This window comes from Streptomyces naganishii JCM 4654 (genome assembly GCF_014650575.1).
In the GTDB taxonomy this organism is placed as follows: Bacteria; Actinomycetota; Actinomycetes; order Streptomycetales; family Streptomycetaceae; genus Streptomyces; species Streptomyces naganishii.
The window spans coordinates 15,399-38,539 of the sequence record NZ_BMVF01000034.1 but is presented as its reverse complement, the minus strand read 5'-3'; the positions used below and the strand labels follow the sequence as shown (position 1 = coordinate 38,539).

Annotated in this window: 15 protein-coding genes and 1 pseudogene; 9 read left to right on the top strand and 7 right to left on the bottom strand. The window is 74.2% G+C overall.

Annotated features, from left to right (window positions below; translation table 11 throughout):
• Positions 1-318: 318 nt before the first annotated feature.
• The 5 genes and pseudogenes from IE217_RS33735 to IE217_RS33715 form a co-directional block, all read right to left on the bottom strand.
• Entirely contained in the window at positions 319-1,188 is an 870-nt protein-coding gene (locus tag IE217_RS33735; protein WP_190181766.1) for a 5-oxoprolinase subunit C family protein, read from the bottom strand.
• On the bottom strand, positions 1,185-1,811 hold the full coding sequence (locus IE217_RS33730) for a 5-oxoprolinase subunit B family protein (RefSeq protein WP_190181765.1): 627 nt from the start codon (positions 1,809-1,811) through the stop codon (positions 1,185-1,187). Before IE217_RS33730 ends, IE217_RS33735 begins: the two co-directional genes overlap by 4 nt.
• Positions 1,808-2,566, bottom strand: a complete 759-nt coding sequence (locus tag IE217_RS33725; RefSeq protein ID WP_190181764.1) for a LamB/YcsF family protein — start codon at positions 2,564-2,566, stop codon at positions 1,808-1,810. Before IE217_RS33725 ends, IE217_RS33730 begins: the two co-directional genes overlap by 4 nt.
• A 20-nt stretch (positions 2,567-2,586) precedes the next feature.
• Positions 2,587-3,411, bottom strand: coding sequence for a putative hydro-lyase (locus IE217_RS33720; protein ID WP_190181770.1), 825 nt, complete (start codon positions 3,409-3,411; stop codon positions 2,587-2,589).
• A 122-nt stretch (positions 3,412-3,533) separates the two neighbouring features.
• Positions 3,534-4,827, bottom strand: a pseudogene (locus IE217_RS33715) (MFS transporter).
• A 131-nt stretch (positions 4,828-4,958) separates the two neighbouring features.
• On the opposite strand from IE217_RS33715, the gene IE217_RS33710 reads away from it, so the two are divergent.
• From IE217_RS33710 to IE217_RS33695, 4 genes are all read left to right on the top strand, one after another.
• The gene (locus tag IE217_RS33710; protein ID WP_190181763.1) at positions 4,959-5,654 is read left to right on the top strand and encodes a GntR family transcriptional regulator; all 696 of its coding nucleotides are present in this window, start codon (positions 4,959-4,961) and stop codon (positions 5,652-5,654) included.
• Between the two features lie 133 nt (positions 5,655-5,787).
• Positions 5,788-7,314 carry a hypothetical protein gene (locus tag IE217_RS33705; RefSeq protein WP_190181762.1) on the top strand — a complete coding sequence of 509 codons (1,527 nt, stop codon included), beginning with the start codon at positions 5,788-5,790 and terminating at the stop codon, positions 7,312-7,314.
• Positions 7,315-7,381: 67 nt separating this feature from the next.
• Positions 7,382-8,272: a hypothetical protein gene (locus IE217_RS33700; RefSeq protein WP_190181761.1), complete on the top strand. Its 891-nt coding sequence runs from the start codon at positions 7,382-7,384 to the stop codon at positions 8,270-8,272.
• Between the two features lie 60 nt (positions 8,273-8,332).
• Positions 8,333-13,147, top strand: a complete 4,815-nt coding sequence (locus tag IE217_RS33695; RefSeq protein ID WP_190181760.1) for a hypothetical protein — start codon at positions 8,333-8,335, stop codon at positions 13,145-13,147.
• Positions 13,148-13,199: 52 nt separating this feature from the next.
• Here IE217_RS33695 and IE217_RS33690 read toward each other — a convergent pair whose 3' ends face one another.
• Both IE217_RS33690 and IE217_RS33685 read right to left on the bottom strand, forming a co-directional pair.
• Entirely contained in the window at positions 13,200-14,033 is an 834-nt protein-coding gene (locus IE217_RS33690) for an IclR family transcriptional regulator (protein ID WP_190181759.1), read from the bottom strand.
• A 125-nt stretch (positions 14,034-14,158) separates the two neighbouring features.
• Positions 14,159-14,626, bottom strand: coding sequence for a hypothetical protein (locus IE217_RS33685; RefSeq protein WP_308432802.1), 468 nt, complete (start codon positions 14,624-14,626; stop codon positions 14,159-14,161).
• 417 nt (positions 14,627-15,043) lie between these two features.
• Between IE217_RS33685 and IE217_RS33680 the strand changes: the two genes are divergently transcribed.
• From IE217_RS33680 to IE217_RS33660, 5 genes are read left to right on the top strand one after another with little or no spacing between them, the layout of a single operon-like run.
• On the top strand, positions 15,044-18,025 hold the full coding sequence (locus IE217_RS33680; RefSeq protein ID WP_190181769.1) for a sensor histidine kinase: 2,982 nt from the start codon (positions 15,044-15,046) through the stop codon (positions 18,023-18,025).
• Positions 18,022-18,456, top strand: a complete 435-nt coding sequence (locus IE217_RS33675) for a roadblock/LC7 domain-containing protein (RefSeq protein WP_190181758.1) — start codon at positions 18,022-18,024, stop codon at positions 18,454-18,456. The genes IE217_RS33680 and IE217_RS33675 overlap by 4 nt, the downstream gene beginning before the upstream one ends.
• Positions 18,457-18,465: 9 nt before the next feature.
• Entirely contained in the window at positions 18,466-18,861 is a 396-nt protein-coding gene (locus tag IE217_RS33670; protein WP_190181757.1) for a DUF742 domain-containing protein, read from the top strand.
• 24 nt (positions 18,862-18,885) lie between these two features.
• Entirely contained in the window at positions 18,886-22,524 is a 3,639-nt protein-coding gene (locus IE217_RS33665) for a hydantoinase B/oxoprolinase family protein (protein WP_190181756.1), read from the top strand.
• Complete coding sequence (locus IE217_RS33660; protein ID WP_190181755.1) at positions 22,505-23,110, top strand: GTP-binding protein; 606 nt, start codon at positions 22,505-22,507, stop codon at positions 23,108-23,110. Before IE217_RS33665 ends, IE217_RS33660 begins: the two co-directional genes overlap by 20 nt.
• Positions 23,111-23,141 lie beyond the last annotated feature (31 nt).

Sequence of the window (23,141 nt, the reverse complement as noted above, 5' to 3'; positions counted from 1 at the left end):
TGGGACCGGCTGTGCCGGACCCGGCCGTCTTGGGACCGGCTGTGCCGGACCCGGCCGTCTCGGGACCGGTCGTCCCGGACCCGGCCGTCTCGGGACCGGTCGTCCCGGACCCGGCCGTCTCGGGACCGGTCGTCCCAGCACCGGCTGTCTCGGGACCGCCCGTCCGAGACCCGGCCGTCCCAGGACGGGCCATCCCGGATACGGCCGTCCCCGTGGCGCGAGACGCCCGCGTATGACTGCCGTGCACGACGGCCGTGGGCGCGTAGCGCCGTCGTACGTCCTCGGCGGCGTCCCGCGCGGGTGCGGCCGCCCCGTGCCTCAGCGGCGGCCCACGGCGAGGAAGCGGACCGGGGTTCCCGGGGCCGCCTGCGCGGCGGCGGGGAGGTCGCGGTGCCGTACCACCGCGATCACCGGATAGCCGCCGGTGGTCGGGTGGTCGGCCAGGAAGACCACCGGGCGGCCGTCCGGCGGCACCTGGACCGCGCCCAGCACCATGCCCTCGCTGGGCAGTTCACCGGTTCGGGCACGTTCGAGGGCGGGGCCCTCGGTGCGCAGGCCGATACGGTTGCCGGCCGGCGACACCCGGTACGGACGGGAGGTGAACACCGTCAGCGCCCGCGGTGTGAACCAGTCCGCGCGCGGCCCGGGCGTCACCCGCAGGACCAGTTCGGCCGGGGGACGCGGCTGCGGGGCGACGTCCACGCGCGCGTGCGGGCCGTACGGCCGCCCCAGGGGGAGGACCGTACCGCCCGCGAGAGGCGCGGGACCCAGACCGGACAGCAGGTCGGTGGAGCGGCTGCCGAGGACCGGCTCGACGGTGATCCCGCCGGCGACGGCGACGTAGCTGCGCACCCCGGCGACGGCGGCCCCCACCTCCAGCAGAGCCCCGGCGGGCACCCGCACCGCGGCTCCCCAGGCGGCCGGCCGCCCGTCCACGGACACCGCGCAGGGCGCGCCCCCGACCGCGACGGTCACCGCCGAACGCGGCCGCAGCGCGCAGCCGTTGAGCGTGGTCTCCAGGACGGCCGCCGTCACCGGGTTGCCCACCAGCCGGTTGACGAGCGCGGCCGCAGGCGCGTCCAGCGCCCCCGAGCGGGGCACCCCGAGATGCGCGTGACCGGGACGCCCCAGGTCCTGCACGGTGGTCAGCGCACCGGCGCGTACGACGGCGAGCGCGCGGTCCGTCATGAGCCCCCCACCCGCCCCACCGGGACGAACCGCACGCGCGTGCCCGGCGTGAGCAGCGCGGCCGGCACGCGCGTGTGGTCCCACAGCACCGCGTCCGTGGTGCCGATCAGCTGCCAGCCGCCCGGCGACGAACGCGGGTACACACCCGTGTACGCGCCGGCCAGCGCGACCGCCCCGGCCGGCACCGCCGTACGCGGGCTGGACCGGCGCGGCACGTGACAGCGCTCGGGCAGCCCCGTGAGGTAGCCGAAGCCCGGGGCGAACCCGCAGAAGGCGACGCGGAACTCGGTCGCCGCGTGCACGCGGGCCACCTCCCGCGCGGGAACGCCCCAGTGGGCCGCCACGGTGCCGAGGTCCGGGCCGTCGTAACGCACGGGCAGCTCCACGATCCGCTCCCCGCGCGGGAGGACGGGAGGCACCTGTGCGGCGGCCAGTTCGGCGGCCACCCGGTCCGGTTCGGCCAGGCCGTCCAGCAGGACCGTACGGGCGGCCGGCACGATCTCGCGGACGGCGAGCAGGCCCTCCGCGCGGCGGCGCACCAGCTCCGCGTGCAGGGCCTCGGCCTCCTGCCCGCCGGACACCTCCACGAGCAGCGCCGACTCGCCCACCGGCAGGATCCTCATGCGAAGGCCTCCACCCGCACGCCCGCCGCCACCAGCTCCTCACGCACCCGCCGGGCCAGCTCGACAGCGCCCGGGGTGTCCCCGTGCAGGCACAGGGAGCGGGCCTCCACGCCGACGACCGCCCCCGAGTGGGAGACGACCGCCCGGGAGCGGGCGAGGCCCACCGAGCGCTCCACGACCGCATCGGGGTCGGTGACCACCGCGCCGTCCACGCCGCGCGGCACCAGGGTGCCCTCGTCGGTGTAGGCGCGGTCCGCGAACGCCTCGGTGACCGTGGGCAGTCCGGCCTTCCCGGCCAGCTCCAGCAGCCGGGAGCCGGGCAGCCCCAGCACCGGCAGCGAGGCGTCCACGAGCAGCACACCCTCGACCACGGCCGCCGCCTGCTCCTCGTCGCGCACCACCCGGTTGTAGAGCGCGCCGTGCGGCTTGACGTAGGACACGCGCGCGCCGGCCGCCCGGGCGAACACCTCCAAGGCACCGATCTGGTAGGCCACTTCGGCCGCCAGTTCGGCGGGCGGCACCTCCATCGAGCGCCGCCCGAACCCGGCCAGGTCCCGGTAGGAGACCTGGGCGCCGATCCGCACCCCGCGCTCGGCCGCCAGCTCGCACACCTGCCGCATGGTGACCGCGTCCCCCGCGTGGAAGCCGCAGGCCACGTTGGCGCTGGTGACGACCGACAGCAGCCGTTCGTCGTCGGTCAGCCGCCAGCGGCCGAAGCCCTCGCCGAGGTCGGCGTTCAGGTCGATCGAGGTCATGGATCGCTTCGCGTTTCTCCTCAGGCCACGCGGTACTGCTCGTCGCGGGCGTCGGTCAGGAACATCTGCCCCGGTGCGTGCGTGAGCGCGAACGGCGGCCGGGAGGCCATCACCGCCGCCTGCGGGGTCACCCCGCACGCCCAGAACACCGGGATGTCGTCCGGTTCGGCCGTCACCGGGTCGCCGAAGTCGGGCCGTGCGAGGTCGGCGATCCCCAGCCCCGCCGGGTCGCCGCAGTGCACGGGGGCGCCGTGCACCGCCGGGAGCAGGCTGCTCTCCCGGATGGCCGCCGAGAGGTGCTCGGGCGGCACCGGCCGCATCGACACCACCATGGGGCCCCGCAGCCGTCCCGCGGGCCGGCACTGACGGCTCGTCACGTACATCGGCACGTTGCGGCCCTGCTCGACGTGGCGGATCGGCACCCCCGCCGAGGCCAGCGCCCACTCGAAGGTGAAGCTGCAGCCGATCAGGAACGTCACCAGGTCCGCGCGCCAGTGACCGCGCACGTCGGTGGGCTCCTCGACCAACTCGCCGTCGCGCCACACCCGGTAGCGCGGCAGGTCCGTGCGCAGGTCGGCGCCGGCGGCCAGGGGAGTAGTGAAGGAACCGGCGTCGGTGACGTCCAGCACCGGACAGGGCTTGGGGTTGCGCTGGCAGAACAGCAGCATGTCGTACGCCCAGTCGGCAGGGACCGAGATCATGTTGACCTGGGTGTGGCCCGCCGCCACACCGGCCGTGGGGCCCGTGAGCCCCTCCCTGAAGCGCCGCCGGGCCGCACGCGGGGTCCACGCGCGCGCGTGCTCGTCGACGAGGGCGACGGGACGGTCCTGGGCCACGTCCGGCAGCCGGGCGGCGGAACCGGTGACGGTAGTGCCGGTGCCGATGACGGGGGTGGTGCCGGTGACGTCGATGGTGGTGCCGGTGACGGCCGTGGCGCCCGGAGGCGTGGCCGTGATGTCCCTGCCGCTCATGCGAGTTCCTTCCCGCGCGTCTCCGGCAGCCCCAGCAGCGCCAGGGAGCGCGCCGCCCACTCCCCAGCTGTCCGCCAGGAAGCCCACCAGGGTGGGGAAGACGGCGCCCACGGCGCGCCCGGTGTTGTACGTGAAGCCCTGGCCGGTGCCGCGCACCGCCGTCGGGTAGAGCTCGCTCAGGTAGGAGCCGAAGCCGCTGAAGATGGCCGACATGCAGAACCCGAGCGGGAAACCCAGCACCAGCAGCAGGGTGTTGGCGCCGCTCGGGATGTTCGCGTAGGCCACGACGCACACCGCCGACAGCAGCGCGAACAGCCAGATGTTGCGGCGCCGGCCGAGCCGGTCGGTGAGGTAGCCGCCGGTCAGGTAGCCGGCGAAGGCGCCCGAGATGAGGAACGTCAGGTAGGAGCCCGTACCGACCACCGACAGGCCCCGCTCCGACTTCAGGTACGTCGGCACCCAGGTCGCCAGCGTGTAGTAGCCGCCCTGGACACCGGTGGAGAGCAGTCCCGCGAACACGGTGGTGCGCAGCAGGCCCGGCGAAGTGGCCGTGCCCGGCTTGAAGATGGCCGCGAAGGAGCCGCGCTCGGTGCTGCGCTCCCTGGCCGCCGTGGCCTCGGGCGCGTCGTGCACGCGGCGCCGCAGCCACAGCACCAGCAGCGCGGGCAGGGCGCCGGTCCAGAACATCACGCGCCAGGCCAGGTCGTCGCCGGCCACGGAGAACACCACCGTGTAGACGACCGCGGCCAGCGCCCAGCCGACCGCCCAGGAGCTCTGGACCGCGCCGAGCGTACGCCCCCGGTGCCGGGCGCTCGCGTACTCGGCGACCAGGATCGCGCCGACCGCCCACTCGCCGCCGAACCCGAGGCCCTGGAGGGCGCGGAACACCAGCAGCGTCTCGTAGGTGGGCGCGAAGCCGCAGGCCACCGTGAACACCGCGTACGTCGTCACCGTGATGATCAGTGCCCTGACCCGGCCGACCCGGTCCGCCACCACGCCGGCGACGGCGCCGCCCACGGCGGAGACGACCAGCGTGACGGTGGTGAGCAGGCCCGTCTGACCGCTGTCCAGGCCGAAGTACGCCGCGAGCGCGACCATGCTCAGCGGGAGCGTGAAGTAGTCGTACGAGTCCAGGGCATAGCCGCCGAACGCGCCCGCGAAGGCCCGGCGGCCGCGCGGGTCCAGGGCCCGCAGCCAGCCGAACGCGCCGTCCCCGGCGGTGCGTTCGCCGTCGCCGCCGGTTCGCCCGGTCTTGGGGTTCAGGGCCTGAGGTGGAGGGGTCGTGCTCATGGGCACCTCGCAGTTGAGGGGTGGAGAGTGCTGGAACAGAGCCGTGCGGTGTCCAACAAGGTAGAGGATCGTTGAACGATCCTTCAATACCTCTGTTGTCTCGTTCCCGTGTCTGCGGTTGAATTCCGGGCATGGCAGAGCAACTGACGCCACTGGCCGACGACCGCGCCCTGCTGGGCCGCACCAGCACCGCCGAGCGCGTCTCGGACATCCTCAGAAGCCGTATCGCCGAGGGCTACTTCCCGCCCGGCACCCGGCTGTCGGAGGACGGCATCGGCGGGGCGCTCGGCGTGTCCCGCAACACCCTGCGCGAGGCGTTCCGGCTGCTCACGCACGAGCGGCTGCTCGTCCACGAGTTGAACCGGGGCGTCTTCGTGCGCGTGCTCGCCGTCGAGGACGTCGAGGACATCTACCGCACCCGCCGCCTCGTCGAGTGCGCCGTCGTGCGCGGCCTCGGCGAGCCGCCGTACGCGCTCGACGGACTCGCCGAGGCCGTCTCCGAGGGCCGGCGTGCGGCCCGCGAGACCGACTGGAAAGGGCTGGGCACCGCCAACATCCACTTCCACCGGGAGCTGGTCGCGCTCGCCGGCAGCGAACGCACCGACGAACTGATGCGCAGCGTCTTCGCCGAACTGCGCCTCGCCTTCCACGTCGTGGACGACCCCCGGCGCCTGCACGAGCCCTACCTCGCCCGCAACCAGCAGATCCTCCAGGCCCTCCAGTCCGGCGACCGCGACGGCGCGGAGAAGCTCCTCGCGGTCTACCTCGACGACTCGCTGGAGCGGATCGTGGACGTGTACCGGCGCAGGGTGGGCCAGGACGGCTGACCCGCCTGCCGCCGGGGGCGGGCGATGCGGTGGCACGCGGTGCGGGCAGGACCGCGGGCCGGTGACCGCGCGCGGCGCCGGGGCGTCTGCGCCGTTTGGGCCGTTGTCAGACCGAGGACCTAGTCTGTGCACCGTGACTTCGCCTGCATCGACGGACAGCGTTCCGGCCCAGCTCAGCGCGGGGCCGCGCCCCGCACCGGGCCCGGCCGCCGACGAGGGGCTGGCGCGCCGGCTGCGCGCGCTCGCCTGCACCGCGCCGCTGCACGACCTGGACACGCGCAAGGCGAACCTGGCGGGCGAGTACTCGGTGTACGGCATGGCGGAGGTCGCCCTGGCCGCCATCGACCTCGTCACCCTCAACATGGACTTCGACACCGGCGCCGACCACGACCAGATCGTCGCCCGGCTCATCCCGCGCGTGGCCGCGCAGGCCCCGGCGCGCCCGGTCGCCGAGCACGAGCGGGTGGCCCGCTGGGTCCTGGAGAACCTGATCAACGTGGGCAGCGTCGACCGCGGCTTCCGCGCGGTGTACGGCACGTTCGCGCCCGACGGCACCTACGTCCGCCGGGACTACGACTTCAAGCTGATCGAGGAGGTCCCCGGACCCGGCGGCAGCGTCTACCTGAGGACCACGGACGAAGCCGTCAACGTCCTGGTGGGCGCCCTCGACACCGACGTCACCAGCGCCCAGATCGCCGCCGAGGTCAAGCTCGAGGTCCTCATCAGCCGCGGGCGCCTCGCCGACGCCCAGCTCGCCGCCGAGCAGGCCCGCTACCGCACCGTGCAGTACTCCGAGACCCTGCGCAGGGCCCTGGAGGCGACCCGGCGCAACGTCCGCGCGGTCGACTGGCTCAACACCGTGCCGGACATGATCGCGGAGGCCCTCGACCACGTAGCCGACCGCTACCGCCACGAGAACGCCATCCTGACCAACATCCGCAAGGCCCGCGACGAGACCGAGGAGCCCGAGCACAAGCGGCGCGCCGCCGAGCTCGTCGACATCGTCAAGGACTGCATCCGCAGACATACCCAGCTCCAGTCCCGGCTGCTGGAGGCCGGCCCGCTCTTCCGCGCCGAGCAGGACCGCCAGGCCTTCGCCACGCCCCGCACCACCTCGGGCACGGACCTGTACGGCCACCTGCTCGCGCCCGCGCTCCCGCTGCCGCTGGAGCAGGCCCTCAAGGTCACCGACGCGTTCTTCGCGCGGGGCACGGGCCTGCGCACCCCGGTCTCCGTCCGGGTCGGCGATCTCGTCGACATACTGCTGACGCCGCCCGTGGAGCGGGAGCACCTGGGCGCGGAGATGCCCGAGCCCGACCTGATCGCCACACCCGACGACAGCAGGTTCAGCGAGGAGCAACTGGCCGCCGCGACCGAGCTGCTGGACCTGCCGTCCGACGCGCCCCGGCGGCTGTCCGGGCTCCTCGCCGAGGCCCGCCGCAAGGACGCCGACCTGCCCTACCTGGTCGCGCTGCTGGCCGTCCACGCGGCCAGCCCGCCGGTCGGCACCGCCTACCGGCAGGGCGAGCAGAAGCTGCTGTTCGCCGTGGACGACGGGACCGAGCTGGACGACCCCGAGTTCGGCGGGGCCGACCTCATCGTCGGCACCGCGCTGCTGGACGCGGCCGGAATGGCCGCCGACCGGACGGAGGCGGCGTGAACCCGCACGACCGCACCAGCGAGCGGCATCAGGCAAGCGAGCACCACCGCACCAAGGAGCACCGACCGTGACCGAGCACGTCGACCGGAGCGAGCCGGAAGCCGGCGGCGCGCCCGCGACGGCCGCCCTCACCCCCGCCGACGCCGCCGACGCTGCGCGCCTCGTCGCCTTCGGCCTTCAGCCCAAGCTCCAGCCCGCGCGGGACCAGGAGTACGCCGAACTGCTTCGCCGCCACCGCGAGGACCCCGCGTTCGCGCGGCTCGCGGACGCGGTGGCCGCCGGGCTCGGCCTGGTCGTACTGGAGGTGTCACCCCGCGCGGGGATGGCGGTGACCGCCGCCGAGGACTCGGTGTTCGCCGTCCGCATGGGCGACTACGCACGCCGTACGGCCGCCGACTCCGGCGACCGTTTCCTGCACGGACTGGCCCACCTCGCCGTCGCCGCGCTGGCCTTCCCGCGGCCCGAGGACCTCGCCGACGACGGCTACATCGGGCGCGTCACGGTCAACGGCGTCGACGCCTTCGTCCGCCAGGCCTGCCGCCGCCTGGAGGAGCGGGCCGAGGAGGCCGGCGAGAACACCGACCCGGCCACCGACGCACCCGGACTGGAAGCTGCCTGGCGCGTCTGGGCCCGGCGCAGCGCCACCGGCGCCACCAAGGACGCCCGCCGGCCCGCCGCCTCCACGACGGGCATCGTGGCCAAGGCCCTGGCGTTCCTCACCGACTCGGGGTTCCTCCAGCGCACCGGCGACGAGAGCGGGGGCACCTACCGCACCACGGCCCGCTACCAGCTCCAGGTGCGCGACATGGCGGCCGGCGCGGCCATGACCGAACTCCTCGAACTGGGCGTCGTCCCCGTGACCGACGGCACCGCGAGCCTGCTTCCCGCCGAGGACACCGAGGACCTGGAACTGGTGGCCGACGCCGGCCTGCCCTTCCACCCGCCCTCCCCGTCCTGAGCCCCCTGAACCGCACGAAGCAGCACCAAGAAGCACCAAGAAGACTGACGAGAGTCCGCCATGTACGAGCTGTCCCGGGTCCGCCTCTACTCCATCGGTCCGGCCGGTGCGCGCTACGCCGACACCGTGCTGGACCTGCGGGGCGTGGGCGAGCCGGTGCCCGACCCCGCGCCCACCCAGGCGGAGTTCTTCGAGGAGGAGCCGGTCGGCCCGCCGCGCCGGCCCGCACCCGCGGGCGTGCTCTTCCTGGAGAACGGCGGCGGCAAGTCGGTCCTGCTCAAGCTGATCTTCTCGGTGATGCTGCCCGGCCACCGCAACACCCTCGGCGGCGCCAGCTCCGGCGTGCTGCGCAAGTTCCTGCTCGCCGACGACTGCGGCCATGTGGCCCTGGAGTGGCAGCACGTGCAGACCGGCGAGTGCGTGGTCGTCGGCAAGGTCAGCGAGTGGCGCGGCCGCCAGGTCTCCAGCGACCCGCGCAAGTTCGCCGAGGCCTGGTACTCCTTCCGGCCCGGCCCCGGACTCACCCTCGACAACCTGCCCGTCGCCGAGGCCACCTCCGTACGACCGCCCGCAGAGGGCCAGTCGGGCGCGCAGGGACGCCGCCGCACCATGAAGGGCTTCCGGGACGCGCTCACCGAGGCGGGCAGGGCCTACCCGCACCTGGAAGTGCACTGGGAGGAGATCCACGACCGCTGGATCGAGCACCTGGGCGACCTCGGTCTCGACCCCGAACTCTTCCGCTACCAGCGGGAGATGAACGCCGACGAGGGCGAGGCGGCCGGACTGTTCGCGGTGAAGAAGGACTCCGACTTCACCGACCTGCTGCTGCGCGCCGTCACCGACACCCGCGACACCGACGGCCTCGCCGACCTGGTCAGCGGCTTCGGCAACAAGCTCGGCCGGCGCGCCGAGCTCATCGCCGAACGCGACTTCACCGCGGGCTCCGTCGACCTGCTCGGCCGCATCGTCGAGGCCGCGGCCACCCGCACGCGCGCGCGTGACATCCACGCCGGCGCAGAGCGCCGCACCCGCACCCTGGCCCGCAGGCTGTCGGCGCGCTCCGTCCAGGAGCGCGGGCGCGCGGCCGAACTCGCCCAGCGCGTCACGGCCGCCGCCCACGCCGTCACCCACTCAGAGGGCGCCCGCGAGCGCAGCGCCCTGATCGCCGCCGAACTCGCCTACCGGCACGCCTCCCTGGCACTGGCCGCCGCCGAGAAGTCCGCCGCCGCGCAGAAGCGCGAACTCGCCGACGCGCGCACCCTGCACTCCGCGTGGCAGGCCGCCGAGGCCGTACTGCGCCACCGCGCCGCCGCCGACCGCGCGGCCCGCGTCTCCGCCGCCATCCAGGAGGCCGAGCGCGACGCGGCCCCGGCGCTCGCCGCCCGCGCCAAGGCCGCCCTGGACCTCGTACGGGCCCTGCACGCCGCCGCGGACGGCGCCGAGGCCCTCGCCAACCAGGAGGAGGAGCGGTCCGCGCGGCTCCAGGAGGCCGGCGAGGCCGCCTACCGGGACCAGACCGCCGCCGCCACCGAGGCGCAGCGCGCCCGCAGCGAGGCGGGGCACCTGCGCCAGCGCCTCACCGAGGTCGAGCAGGAGACCGCCGAGGCGGTGCGCGCGGGCTGGCTGGACGACAGCGCCCCCGACGCCGACCCCGCACGCGCGGCCCTGGCCGCGAGCGACGCCGAGAAGACGGCCGTCGCCGCCTGGGACCAGGCCCGCGAGGCGTCCCGCCGGGCCACCGAGCACGCGCGCGAGGCCGCTTCGGCCGAGTCCCGCGCGGAACTGACGGCCGCCCGCGCCGCCGACGCCGCGAACGCGGCCGAGCGCGCCGTGGAGGCCGAGCGGCGCCTCGCCGAGTCCCTGGCGGCCGAGGACCGGCTCGCGGAACTGCTCGGCCTGCCGGGCCGCGCCCTGCCCGGGCGACCCGGAGTCCCGGGCCCGCGGACCGAATCCGCCCCAGCGGCGGGCACGCCCGGCACCCCTGACAGCGGCAGGACGTCCGTCGAGGCCCACGGGGACGGCCACACCGACGACGGGAGCCCCGCGTCGCGCGGCCGCGCGGAAGGCGGGCCCGGGGCCGACTCCGTGTCCGGCCCCGCGCGGCACGGCGAGGCGAGCGAGGGCGGCCCGGACGGCACTCCGGCGGACGGCTCGCGCGCGCCCGCGCAGGGAGCCTTCGGCCCCGAGGACCTGGACCGGTTCGCCGACGAGCTGCGCGAGCTCCTCGACGAGGCCGTCTCCGGCGCCGAGCGCCACCTGTTCGAGCTGCGCACGGCCGCCGCCGACGACGCCCGGATCCTCGGCGCGCTCGGCGACGGCGGGTTGCTTCCGCCCGGTCCCGATGTGCTGGCCACCGTGGAGTTCCTCGGCGAGCACGGCATCCCCGCGCTGCCCGGCTGGCGCTACCTCGCCCAGGCCGTCGACCCCGCCGACCACGCGCGCGTGCTGGCCGCCCGGCCCGAACTGGTCGACGGCGTGATCATCACTGACCCGGACACCCACGCCCGCGCGCGCGAGGCCCTCGCCGACGCGGCCCTGCTGCCCCGCTCCGCGGTCGCCGTCGGCACCGCCGCCGCGCTGCTCGCACCCACCCCGGCCGCCGGCACCGCCGACGGCGCCGTCTTCCTCGTACCGCCGAACCCCGCCATGCACGACGAGCACGCCGCCGACGAGGAGCGGCAGGCGCTGCGCGCGCGGGCCACCGAGCGGGACGAGGAGATCCGGCGGCTCGCCGCCCGGCTCGGCAAGGACCGGGAGCTGGCGGCCCGCCTCGCCTCGTGGCGCACCGGCTGTCCCGCCGGACGCCTGACCGAACTGGCCGGGGCCGCCCGGGACGCCCGCGCCTTCGCCGAGGAGTGCGAGGCCGAGCTGGCCGAGGCCCGCACCGTGCGGGCGGAGGCCGACGAGGCCGCCGCGGAGGCCGCCCGGGTGCGCGACGAGCGCCAGGAGGCCGCACAGCGCGCCCGCCGCGCCGCGGACGCCCTCGCCGGGCTCGCCTTCCGGCTGCGCGAGCGCGCCGGCTGGCAGGCCAGACTGCGCGAACTCGCCGACGAGGCCGCCGAGTCGGAGGCCCGCGCCCAGGCCTGCCTCGACCGCGCACGCGCCGCCGACGAGGACCGGCGCGCAGCCCAGCGCGCCGCCGACGACGCCCGCCGCACCGCCCGCGCCCTGCGCGCCGAGCGCTCCGAGATCGCCGGCGCGCCCGACGACATGCCGGAGGCCGGCGAGGACGCCCCCAAGACGTCCCTGCCCGCCCTCCGCGAGGCCTACCGGGCGGCCTCCCAGCTCTACGAGAAGGTCGGCGTCGGCGCCGACCTGCGCGCCGAACAGGCCCGCGCCGAGAGCGACGAAAGCGCGGCCCGCGCCGAACTCGACCGGCTCAGCAACAAGGTCCGCACCCGCGCCGAGCAGCTCCTGCAGTCCCCGGACGGCTCCGACGGCCCCTCCCGGCAGGCCGCCGCCGCCCGAGCGGAGGAGCTGGTGCAGCTCCTGGAGACCCGTATGTCGTCCGCCAGCGAGCAACTCGGGCGGCTGCGCGGCGAGGCCGAACGCCACGCGCCGCAGGACGGCGAGGCGCACACCGAGCTCCCCGGGGAACTGGTCCCGCGCGACGCAGAGCACGCCCAGGCCCTGCTGCGCACCGCCACCGCCGAACTCGCCTCCCGCACCGAGGCGCTCGCCCAGGCCCGCGAGGCGCACGCGAACCTGCTGGAGTCCCACCGCGCCGCCGAGGACGCCGCAGGCGGCTTCGAGGAGATCGCGGCCATGCTCCGCGACCTGCTGCGCGAGCACACGAGCGAGGAGGAACAGGACGAGCCGGAGCCCTACCCGGGCAGCCCCGAGGAGGCCCGGCAGTCGGCCGCCGAGTCCCGCCGCTCGCTGCGCGGCTGCGCCGCCGACCTGTCCGCGGCCGAGGCCGCCGTGCGCGAGGCGAGCGACGTCCTCGTACGGCACGCCAACTCCACCCGCTACGAGCAGGTCCGCACCCCCGCACGGCAGCAGATCCGCGAACTGCCCGCCGCCGCCCTGCCCGAGCACGCCCAGAAGTGGGCCGACGCCTTCGCGCCCCGGCTGCGGGTCCTCACCGACGAGCTGGAGCAGCTGGAGCGCAACCGCGACTCGATCGTGGACCGGCTGCGCGGCCTGGTCGAGTCGGCGCTCGCCACGCTCAGGTCCGCGCAGCGCCTGTCCCGGCTGCCGGAGGGCCTCGGGGAGTGGTCGGGGCAGGAGTTCCTGCGCATCCGCTTCGAGGAGCCCGACCAGGCCACGCTCACCGAGCGGCTGGGAGAGGTCATCGACGAGGCGACCCGGGCCGCCGTGCGGAAGAACTCCGACCTGCGCCGCGACGGCATGTCCCTGCTGCTGCGCGGAGTGGCCGCCGCCCTCCAGCCCAAGGGCGTCGCCGTGGAGATCCTCAAGCCCGACGCCGTGCTGCGCGCCGAACGCGTCCCCGTGGGGCAGATGGGCGACGTGTTCTCCGGCGGCCAGCTGCTCACCGCGGCCATCGCCCTGTACTGCACGATGGCGGCCCTCCGGTCGAACGACCGCGGCCGCGACCGGCACCGTCACGCCGGCACGCTCTTCCTGGACAACCCCATCGGCCGCGCCAACGCCACGTATCTGCTGGAGCTCCAGCGGGCCGTGTCCGACGCGCTCGGCGTCCAGCTCCTCTACACCACCGGCCTGTTCGACACCACCGCGCTCGCGGAGTTCCCCCTGGTCATCCGCCTGCGCAACGACGCCGACCTCAGGGCGGGACTGAAGTACATCAGCGTGGAGGAGCACCTCAGGCCGGGTCTGCCCCAGCAGGCCGCGGATGGGGAGGCCGTGCGCAGCGAGATCACGGCCACCCGGATGTTCAGACGGCCGGCGTGAGGCGCACGGGAAGGCCGCGGGAACCGCGCCGGGCCCCGTCGGCAGGGCTGCGTCAGAAGCCGTAGCCCATGCGGCGGGACAGCTCGGCGCCGGCCGCCACGGTCCGCTTCGCGAGCGCGGGCAACCGGTCGGCGCCCCGCCGGTACACCGGACCCGACACGCTGATCGCGGCGATGACCTGGCCGTCGTGCGCCCGCACCGGCGCGGCCACGGCCGCGAGCCCCAGTTCCAGCTCCTCGACGGTCACTCCGTAACCCTGCTCGATCACGGCCTCCAGCTCGGCACGCAGCGCGGACGCGCCGGTGATCGTGCGCTCGGTGAAGCGGGCCAGGGGACGGGCCAGCAGGCCTTCGCGCAGGGCCGGCGGCAGGTGCGCGAGCAGCACCTTCCCGCTGGACGTGGCGTGCAGCGGGGTGCGTCTGCCCAGCCAGTTCTGCGCGGTCACCGCCGCGGTGCCGCGCGCCTGCATGACGTTGACCGCCGCGTCCTCGTCCAGGACGGCGAGGTTCACCGTCTCGCCGAGCTCGTCGGCGAGTTCGCGGCAGACGGGCACGCCTTCCTGCGAAATCTCCAGCCGCACCGCGGCCGCCCCGGCCAGCCGCAGTATGCCTGCCCCCAGGCAGTACTTGCCGCGGTCCTTGGCCTGGGCCACCAGCCCCCGGTTCTCCAGCACGCCGAGCAACCGGAACGCGGTGGACTTGTGGACGCCCAGCTCCTCGGCGATCTCGGTGACGCCCGCCTCGCCGTGCCGGGCGAGGATCTCCAGCACGCTCACGGCGCGGTCCACCGACTGCACCGCACCGGCCGCGCCGACCCTGCCCCGGGCCGTCGCCGAGTCCGGCGCGGACTCCTCACCGCGGCCGGGGTTCTTGTGCGTGCGGGTCATGATTCAGCTCACCTGTTGCGCAGGACGCGCCTGCATGCGCGTTCCGAAACACCCAGGCTACCGAAGCCGCCCACCGACCCCAGCGCCCACACGCCCCCGACGCCACGAGGGAGACGCACCCCGCACTACGGGTGCGACAGCTGCCCCGCACTCCCGTGCCGGCGTATCCGCTCCTGCCTCCCCTCGGCCGCCCGCTCCTCCCGCCGGGTCCGGCGACGCTCGCGCCGTAGGGCCCGGGCGGTGCTGCTCGGGACCGACACCACGCCGTTGCGCTGGTTCCACGTCTGCCTGGTGACCCAGACGTCGAGAGCTCCCCAGGTGGCCACCACGGTGCTGACCACGCTGCTCAGGACCATCGGGAAGGCCAGCCACGACCCCGCCATGGTGCACAGGAACGCCACCACGGCCTGTATCAGCGTCACCGCGATGATCAGCACCGCGCGCACCGCCGCATCGCGCACCGGATCCGGCAGCCTCCGCCGCCGCGCGGGCTCCTCCACCCACAACGGCCTGTATCCGGACTGCCCGGCAGCCTCACCTGCGTCCGAACGCCCCGCAAGCTCACGCGTCCCGTACCGCTCCGCCGTGCTCATCACGTCTCACTCCCCACGCCGGCAGACCTCACTCCGGTCCCCGAAGAACCCACTCCCCAGTTGGGCTGCCCGGCTTGCGCTGTTTTACGCCGCCCAGGTGCGAGACGTGGCTCGAGTGCCCCATTCCGCCCCATGTCCCATGGAGAAGGACGAACAAGACGCGCCGAAGATTCCCGGGCAGCGAAAAATATCGGCCAACCGGCCACGGTCACCTACCCGTTCCGCCTGCTCACAGTCACCGCTTTCCTGGGCCGTCATCTCCCGCAATGCCCGGACAACTCGCCATCTCTCGTCGTGGACACGCAAGTTCGGCCATGGGACGGCACTTCGAGTTAACTGTGTGTCGGTAGTAGGCTCGCGCCGTTTGTTGACGCACATGTGTACCCCCTTCCGGTGGGGGTCGAGCTGGGGGAGGCCATGCGCTTTCGCGGGAAGTCCATCCGCCGGAAGATCGTGGCGCTGCTTCTCGTGCCGCTGCTGTCACTGACGGCGATCTGGGCGTTCGCCACCGTGATCACGGGACGCCAGGCGACTCAGTTGTTCAACGCGTCGGCCGTGGTGGAGAAGGTCTCCTATCCGACCGAGGACGCCGTGCGCGCGCTGCAGCAGGAGCGCCGCCAGAGCCTCGTCTATCTCGCCGACCCGCGCGCCTCCGACCAGCTCGCCGCGCTGCGGCGCAGCCGGACCGCCACCGACGAGGCCGTCGCCAAGGTCCGCGGCAACGCCCGCAACGCCGACGTCCGCGACGCGATGGACGAGGACAGCCGCGGACGGCTCACCGCCGTGCTCGACGCCTTCGACGGCATCGGGTCCCTGCGCCGCAGCGTCGAGGACGGCATCGCCGGCCGCATGCAGGTACTGGGCCTCTACAACCACCTCGTCGACCCCTGTTACGCCCTGCTCGCCGACCTCCACGTCTTCGACGACGTCGAGCTCGACGAGCAGTACCGCGCCCTGGTCAACCTCGCCCGGGCGCGTGAACTCCTCTCCCGCGAGGACGCGTTGCTGGGATCCTCGCTGGTCGTCGGCAGGCTCACCCGTGAGGAGAGCCGTGACGTCTCCGACCTCGTGGCGCAGCGGTCCCTGATGTACGGCATCAGCCTGCCGTACCTTCCCGGCGACGAGCGCGGCCACTACGAACGCTTCTGGCAGAACGCCTCCACCGCCCCGCTGCGCGCTGCCGAGCAGGCCGCGGCGTCCACCCGGACCGGCACACCCCGCGACGTGACCGCGAAGAGCTGGGACACCGCGGCCGCGGGCGTCCTCGACAACCTCGCCACCCTCGACGACCAGGCCAACGACCGCTATCAGGACCGCGTCCGGCCCGTCGCCATGGACGTCATCCTCCAGGCGGCCGTCGCGGGCGTCCTCGGCCTGATCGCCGTGCTGTTCTCCCTCTTCCTGTCCGTGCGCATCGGCCGCGGCCTCGTCCGCGACCTGAGGAAGCTGCGCCTGGAGGCCCACGAGGCGTCCGGAGTCCGGCTTCCCAGCGTGATGCGCCGCCTGTCCGCCGGCGAGCAGGTCGACGTGGAGACCGAAGTGCCGCGCCTGGAATACGACAAGAACGAGATGGGCGAGGTCGGCCAGGCCCTCAACACCCTTCAGCGCGCCGCCGTCGAGGCCGCCGTCAAACAGGCCGAACTCCGCGCCGGGGTCTCCGAGGTCTTCGTCAACCTCGCCCGCCGCAGCCAGGTCCTGCTGCACAAGCAGCTCACCCTCCTCGACGCCATGGAGCGCCGGACCGAGGACACCGAGGAACTCGCCGACCTCTTCCGCCTCGATCACCTCACCACCCGTATGCGCCGGCACGCCGAGGGCCTGGTGATCCTCTCCGGCGCCGCGCCGTCCCGGCAGTGGCGCAGGCCCGTGCAGCTGATGGACGTCGTGCGCGCCGCCGTCGCCGAGGTCGAGGACTACGAGCGCATCGAGGTCCGCCGGCTGCCCAGGGTCGCCGTCACCGGGCCGGCCGTCGCCGACCTCACCCATCTCGTGGCCGAACTCCTGGAGAACGCCACGGTGTTCTCGCCCCCGCACACCGCCGTGCAGGTCCTCGGTGAGCGCGTCGCCAACGGCTTCACCCTGGAGATCCACGACCGGGGTCTCGGCATGGCCGCCGAGGCGCTGCTGGACGCCAACCTCCGGCTCGCGGAGACCCCGGAGTTCGAACTCTCCGACACCGACCGGCTCGGACTGTTCGTCATCAGCCGGCTCGCCCAGCGGCAGAACGTCCGCGTCTCCCTCCAGCCCTCGCCCTACGGCGGCATCACCGCCGTGGTGTTCATCCCCGACGCGCTGCTGACCGACGACGTGCCCGACACCAACGGGGTCGGCTTCCGTCTGGACCGCGAGCGCCCGGCGAAGGCCGCCGAGCGGGCGGAGAGCCGCAGGTCCGCTCTCACCGCAACCCCCGTCCCGCTGCCGGGACTGCCGGCCTCCCTCCTGGACGGCCCGGTGGAACTGGAGGCGCCGGTCGACCTGGACGCCATCGAGAACTTCCCGGGAGCCCTGGGGGAGGAGGACAGCGAGCGCGGCGGCCTGTTCCGTCCACGCCGGCTGCCCGACGACTCCCAGCCGCAGCCGGACGAGGCGACGACCCACCACCTGGCCGAGCACCGTCCGGGCGCGGGCCTGCTCGGCGCGGCGGACCGCGCGACCGGGGAAGCCGGGGACGAGGAACCGGACCTGCCGCTCTCCCTGCCCCGGCGCCGGACACCGAAGCTGGTCAGCTCCCACGGACGCCCGGTCGCCGAGCACCGCTCCCGTCGCGGCGCAGGGGACGGTAAAGCCTCCGCGAAGGCGGACGAAGCGGGGCCCGCGGTGCCGCTGCCGGCCCGCCGTCGCGGCGAGACGCCTCTCGGCCGGCCCTCGGCCGAGCGCGCCGGGCGCGGCGGACCCGTGTCCCCGGCGGCGGGCGAAGGACCGCAGCAGCCCCCGGCCCTCCCGCAGCGCACCCGCCGCGCCGCCCTGGCGGCCGGCGACCCGGCGTCCACGGACCGAACCTCCGGCGCCGCGGCACCCATGGACCGAGCCCCCGGCAACCGTGCACCCACGGACGGGGCTCCCGGGGACCGGGCAGACGCCGGCCGGATGCCCGGCACCCCGGCAGGGCTGGACCGGATCCCCGGCAACCGGGCCACCGCGCCCGGCGGCCCCGGGGCGGGCGCGGGACCGCTGCCCCGTCGCGTCCGGCAGGCGAACCTGGCCCCGCAACTGAAACAGGCTCCCCAGCGGCGCACCGAGGACCGCGCCGAGGCCGTCGAACGCGACGCCGACGAGGTCCGCAGCCGCATGGCCTCGCTCCAGCGCGGCTGGCAGCGCGGCCGTGAGGAGAACGCCGAGGGCGACCACGCCCCGGACGGCAGCACAGCACAAGGAACGACTAAGGGGGACGGTCGATGACCGCACCGAAGGCCACCGGTCACGCCGCGACCGACAAGGCCCAGCTGAACTGGCTCCTCGACGATCTCGTGGACCGGGTCGCCAGCATCCGCAAGGCCATCGTGCTCTCCGGTGACGGACTGCCGACCGGGGTGTCGAAGGACCTGACCCGGGAGGACAGCGAGCACCTGGCCGCCGTGGCCTCCGGCTTCCACAGCCTGGCCAAGGGCGTGGGCCGGCACTTCGAGGCAGGCAGCGTCCGGCAGACGGTCGTCGAACTCGACGAGGCGTTCCTTTTCGTCACCGCGGCCGGGGACGGCAGCTGCCTGGCCGTCCTGTCCGACGCCGACTCCGACGTGGGACAGGTCGCCTACGAGATGACGCTGCTGGTCAAGCGGGTCGGCGTGCATCTGGGGGCCGCTCCGCGCACCGATCTGCCCTCCGGCGGGTAGTGAGATGACATGAGCGCAGACGGTGAGGCACGAAGCCACTGGTTCGACGACGAGGCCGGACCGGTGGTCCGTCCGTACGCCATGACCCGGGGCCGCACCAGCCACGCGGGCCAGCACCGCCTCGACCTGATCGCGGTCGTCGTCACCGAGCCCCACGTCGACGATCCGGAGACCGACAACGCGCTGTCCCCCGAACACGTCGACATCGTCGAACTGTGCCGGCGGACCCCCCAGTCGGTCGCCGAGCTCGCCGCCGAACTCGACCTTCCCATCGGAGTGGTGCGCGTCCTCGTCGGCGACCTCGTGGACGAGGAGTACGTGCACGTCAACCGCCCGGTGCCACCGGCGGAACTGCCGGACGAGAGCATTCTGCGCGACGTGATCAACGGCCTGCGGGCGCTGTGAGCGGCGCGGATGCGGAGTGGTGAGATGGCCGGCTGGCAGTTCTGGGTCGACCGGGGCGGCACCTTCACGGACATCGTGGCCCGCCGCCCGGACGGCCGCCTGGTCACGCACAAACTGCTGTCCGACAATCCCGCGCGGTACGCGGACGCGGCCGTCGCGGGGGTCCGCGAGATCCTCGGCGGCTCCACCGAGCTCGTCGAGGCGGTCCGCATGGGCACCACGGTAGCCACCAACGCCCTGTTGGAGCGCAAGGGCGAGCGGACCCTCCTCGTCATCACCCGCGGCTTCCGCGACGCCCTGCGCATCGCCTACCAGAACCGCCCGCACATCTTCGCCCGCCGCATCGACCTGCCCGAACTGCTCCACGAACGCGTCGTCGAGGTCGACGAACGCATCGCCGCCGACGGCACCGTCCTGCGCGCCCCCGACCTGGACGCCCTCGCCGGCCCCCTCCAGCAGGCCTACGACGACGGGATCCGCGCCGTCGCCGTGGTCTGTCTGCACAGCCATCTGCACCCCGCGCACGAACGGGCCGTCGGGGAACTGGCCGCCCGCGTCGGCTTCCCGCAGATCTCGCTGTCCAGCGAGGTCAGCCCCTTGATGAAGCTGGTCCCGCGCGGGGACACGGCCGTCGTCGACGCCTACCTGTCGCCGGTGCTGGACCGCTACGTTCAGCACGTCGCCCGGGAACTGCAGGGCGTACGGCTGATGTTCATGCAGTCCAACGGCGGGCTGACGGAGGCCGGGCAGTTCCGCGGCAAGGACGCCGTGCTGTCCGGGCCCGCGGGCGGCATCGTCGGCATGGCCCGCATGTCCCAGCTGGCCGGCTTCGACCGGGTCATCGGCTTCGACATGGGCGGCACCTCCACCGACGTCTCCCACTTCGCGGGCGCGTACGAACGCGTCCTCACCACGCAGATCGCGGGCGTCCGGCTGCGGGCCCCGATGCTGGACATCCACACGGTGGCCGCGGGCGGCGGATCCCTGCTGCGCTTCGACGGCTCCCGCTACCGCGTCGGCCCCGACTCGGCGGGCGCCGAACCCGGCCCCGCGTGCTACCGCGGCGGCGGCCCGCTCGCCGTCACCGACGCCAACGTCATGCTCGGCCGCATCCAGGCCGACCACTTCCCGCACGTCTTCGGCCCCGGCGGCGACCAGCCCCTGGACGCCGCACTCGTCAAGGAGCGCTTCACCGCCCTCGCCCGCGAGATCCGCGACAGCACCGGCGACGACCGCACGCCCGAGCAGGTCGCCGAGGGCTACCTGCGCATCGCCGTCGAGAACATCGCCAACGCCGTGAAGCGGATCTCCGTGCAGAAGGGCCACGACGTCACCCGCTACGCCCTGACCACCTTCGGCGGAGCCGGCGGCCAGCACGCGTGCATGGTCGCCGACGCGCTCGGCATCCGGACCGTCCTCGTCCCGCCCATGGCGGGCGTCCTGTCCGCGCTCGGCATCGGCCTCGCCGACACCACGGCCATGCGCGAACAGTCCGTCGAGGCCCGACTGGAACCCGACGCCATGCCGGGCATCAGGAAGACCGCCGACGACCTCGAGGGCGCGGCCCGCGCGGAACTCCTCGCCGAGGACGTACCCGAGGAGCGCGTCCGGACCACCCGGCGCGCCCAGCTGCGCTACGACGGCACCGACACCACCCTCACCGTCGAGCTGACCGAACCCGGCACCATGAGCCGGGCGTTCGAAGAACGTCATCGCGCCACGTACTCCTTCACGCTCGACCGCCCGATCGTCGTCGAATCCCTTTCCGTGGAAGCCACCGGCGTCACCGAACCCCCCGATCTGTCCGCCCTCGCCCCGTACCGGCCCACCCGCGCGGGCCGCGCCGCCGCGCCGGAGACCGTCCCCCTGCACACCGCGGGCGCCTGGCACGACGTACCGCTCCACCGCCGGGAGGACCTTCCGCCCGGCACCACCCTCACCGGCCCCGCGATCGTCACCGAGGCCGGCTCGACGACCGTCGTCGACGACGGCTGGCGGGCCGCTGTCGCGGACGACGGGCATCTGATCCTGGAACGCGCGGCGGTTACGCAGAGTTCCGATCTCGGCACAGAAGTCGATCCGGTTCTGCTGGAGGTCTTCAACAACCTCTTCATGTCCATCGCCGAGCAGATGGGCGCCCGGCTGGAGTCCACCGCCCAGTCGGTCAACATCAAGGAACGCCTCGACTTCTCCTGCGCCCTGTTCGACCCGGACGGAAACCTGGTGGCCAACGCCCCCCACATCCCCGTCCACCTGGGCTCCATGGGTACCAGCGTCAAGGAGGTGATCCGGCGGCGCGGCGAGGGGATGCGCCCCGGGGACACCTACGCGGTCAACGACCCGTACCACGGCGGCACGCACCTGCCCGACGTCACCGTCATCACCCCCGTCTTCGGCGCCGACGGCACGCAGGGTGACCGCGTCCTCTTCCACGTGGCCTCCCGCGGCCACCACGCCGAGATCGGCGGCATCGCACCCGGCTCCATGCCGGCGAACAGCCGCACCATCGAGGAGGAGGGCGTCCTCTTCGACAACTGGCTGCTCGCCGAGAACGGACGGCTGCGCGAGGAGGAAACCCGCGGCCTGCTGACCGGGGCGCCCCACCCCTCCCGCAACCCGGACACCAACCTGGCCGACCTGCGCGCCCAGATCGCCGCCAACCACAAGGGCGTCGAGGAAGTCACCCGCATGATCGAGGACTTCGGCCTCGACGTCGTCCAGGCCTACATGCGGCACGTGCAGGACAACGCGGAGGAGGCCGTGCGCCGGGTCGTCGACGCCCTGGACGACGGCGAGTACGCCTACGAGACCGACTCGGGCGCCGTCATCAAGGTCGGCGTCCGCGTGGACCGCGCCGACCGCTCGGCCACCATCGACTTCACCGGCACCTCCGCCCAGCTGAGCACCAACTTCAACGCCCCGTCCGCCGTGGTCAACGCGGCCGTCCTGTACGTCTTCCGTACCCTGGTGGACGACGACGTCCCGCTCAACGACGGCTGTCTGCGGCCGCTCAGGATCGTCGTGCCGCGCGGTTCGATGCTCGCCCCGCAGCCGCCCGCCGCCGTCGTGGCGGGCAACGTGGAGACCTCCCAGGCGATCACCGGCGCCCTGTACGCGGCGCTCGGCGTGCAGGCGGAGGGCTCCGGCACCATGAACAACGTCACCTTCGGCAACGAGCGCCACCAGTACTACGAGACCATCGCGTCAGGTTCCGGCGCAGGCGACGGCTTCCCCGGTGCCAGCGTCGTGCAGACCCACATGACCAACTCCCGGCTCACCGACCCGGAAGTCCTGGAATGGCGGCTGCCGGTGCGGCTGGAGGAGTTCGCGATCAGGCACGGCACCGGCGGCGCCGGGCGCCGGCGGGGAGGCGACGGCGCGGTCCGCCGCATCCGCTTCCTGGAGCCCATGACCGTCTCCACGCTGTCCCAGCACCGCAGGGTCCCGCCGTACGGCATGGCGGGCGGCGAGCCCGGCGCGCTCGGCTCGGGCCGGGTGGAGCGCGCGGACGGCACCGTCGTCGAACTCGGCGGCAGCGACTCGGCGGACGTCGCCCCAGGTGACGTACTCGTCGTGGAAACCCCCGGCGGCGGAGGCTACGGGCCACCGCCGCCCGATCCCCATCGAGCAGGAGTAGAGACCGATGATCTTCGGGCGTTCTGAGCGAGGCAAGCCCCCGGTCGAGCCCGTCACGCTCAAGATCCTGGTGGCCGGCGGCTTCGGTGTGGGCAAGACGACCCTCGTCGGCGCCGTCAGCGAGATCAGGCCGCTGCGCACGGAGGAGCTGCTGACCGAGGCGGGCCGCCCGGTCGACGACCTCAGCGGTGTCGAGGGCAAGCACACCACCACCGTGGCCATGGACTTCGGCCGTATCACGCTGCGCGAGGACCTGGTGCTGTACCTCTTCGGGACACCCGGGCAGGAGCGGTTCTGGTTCATGTGGGACGAGCTGTCCGAGGGCGCGCTCGGCGCGGTCGTCCTGGCCGACACGCGGCGCCTGGAGGACTGCTTCGCCGCCGTGGACTACTTCGAGCGGCGCTCGATCCCCTTCGTCGTCGGCGTCAACTGCTTCGAGGGCGCCGCACGCTACCCGGAGCAGGACGTCCGCCAGGCCCTCGATCTGGACGACGGCGTGCCGTTGCTGCTGTGCGACGCCCGCGACCGCGAGTCGGTCAAGGAGATCCTCATCGGGGTCGTCCAGCACGCGATGGCCCGCGCGGCCGAACGCCGGCAGACCGTCGCCACCTGACCGGCCACCACCGTCCGGCCGCCACCAGGTG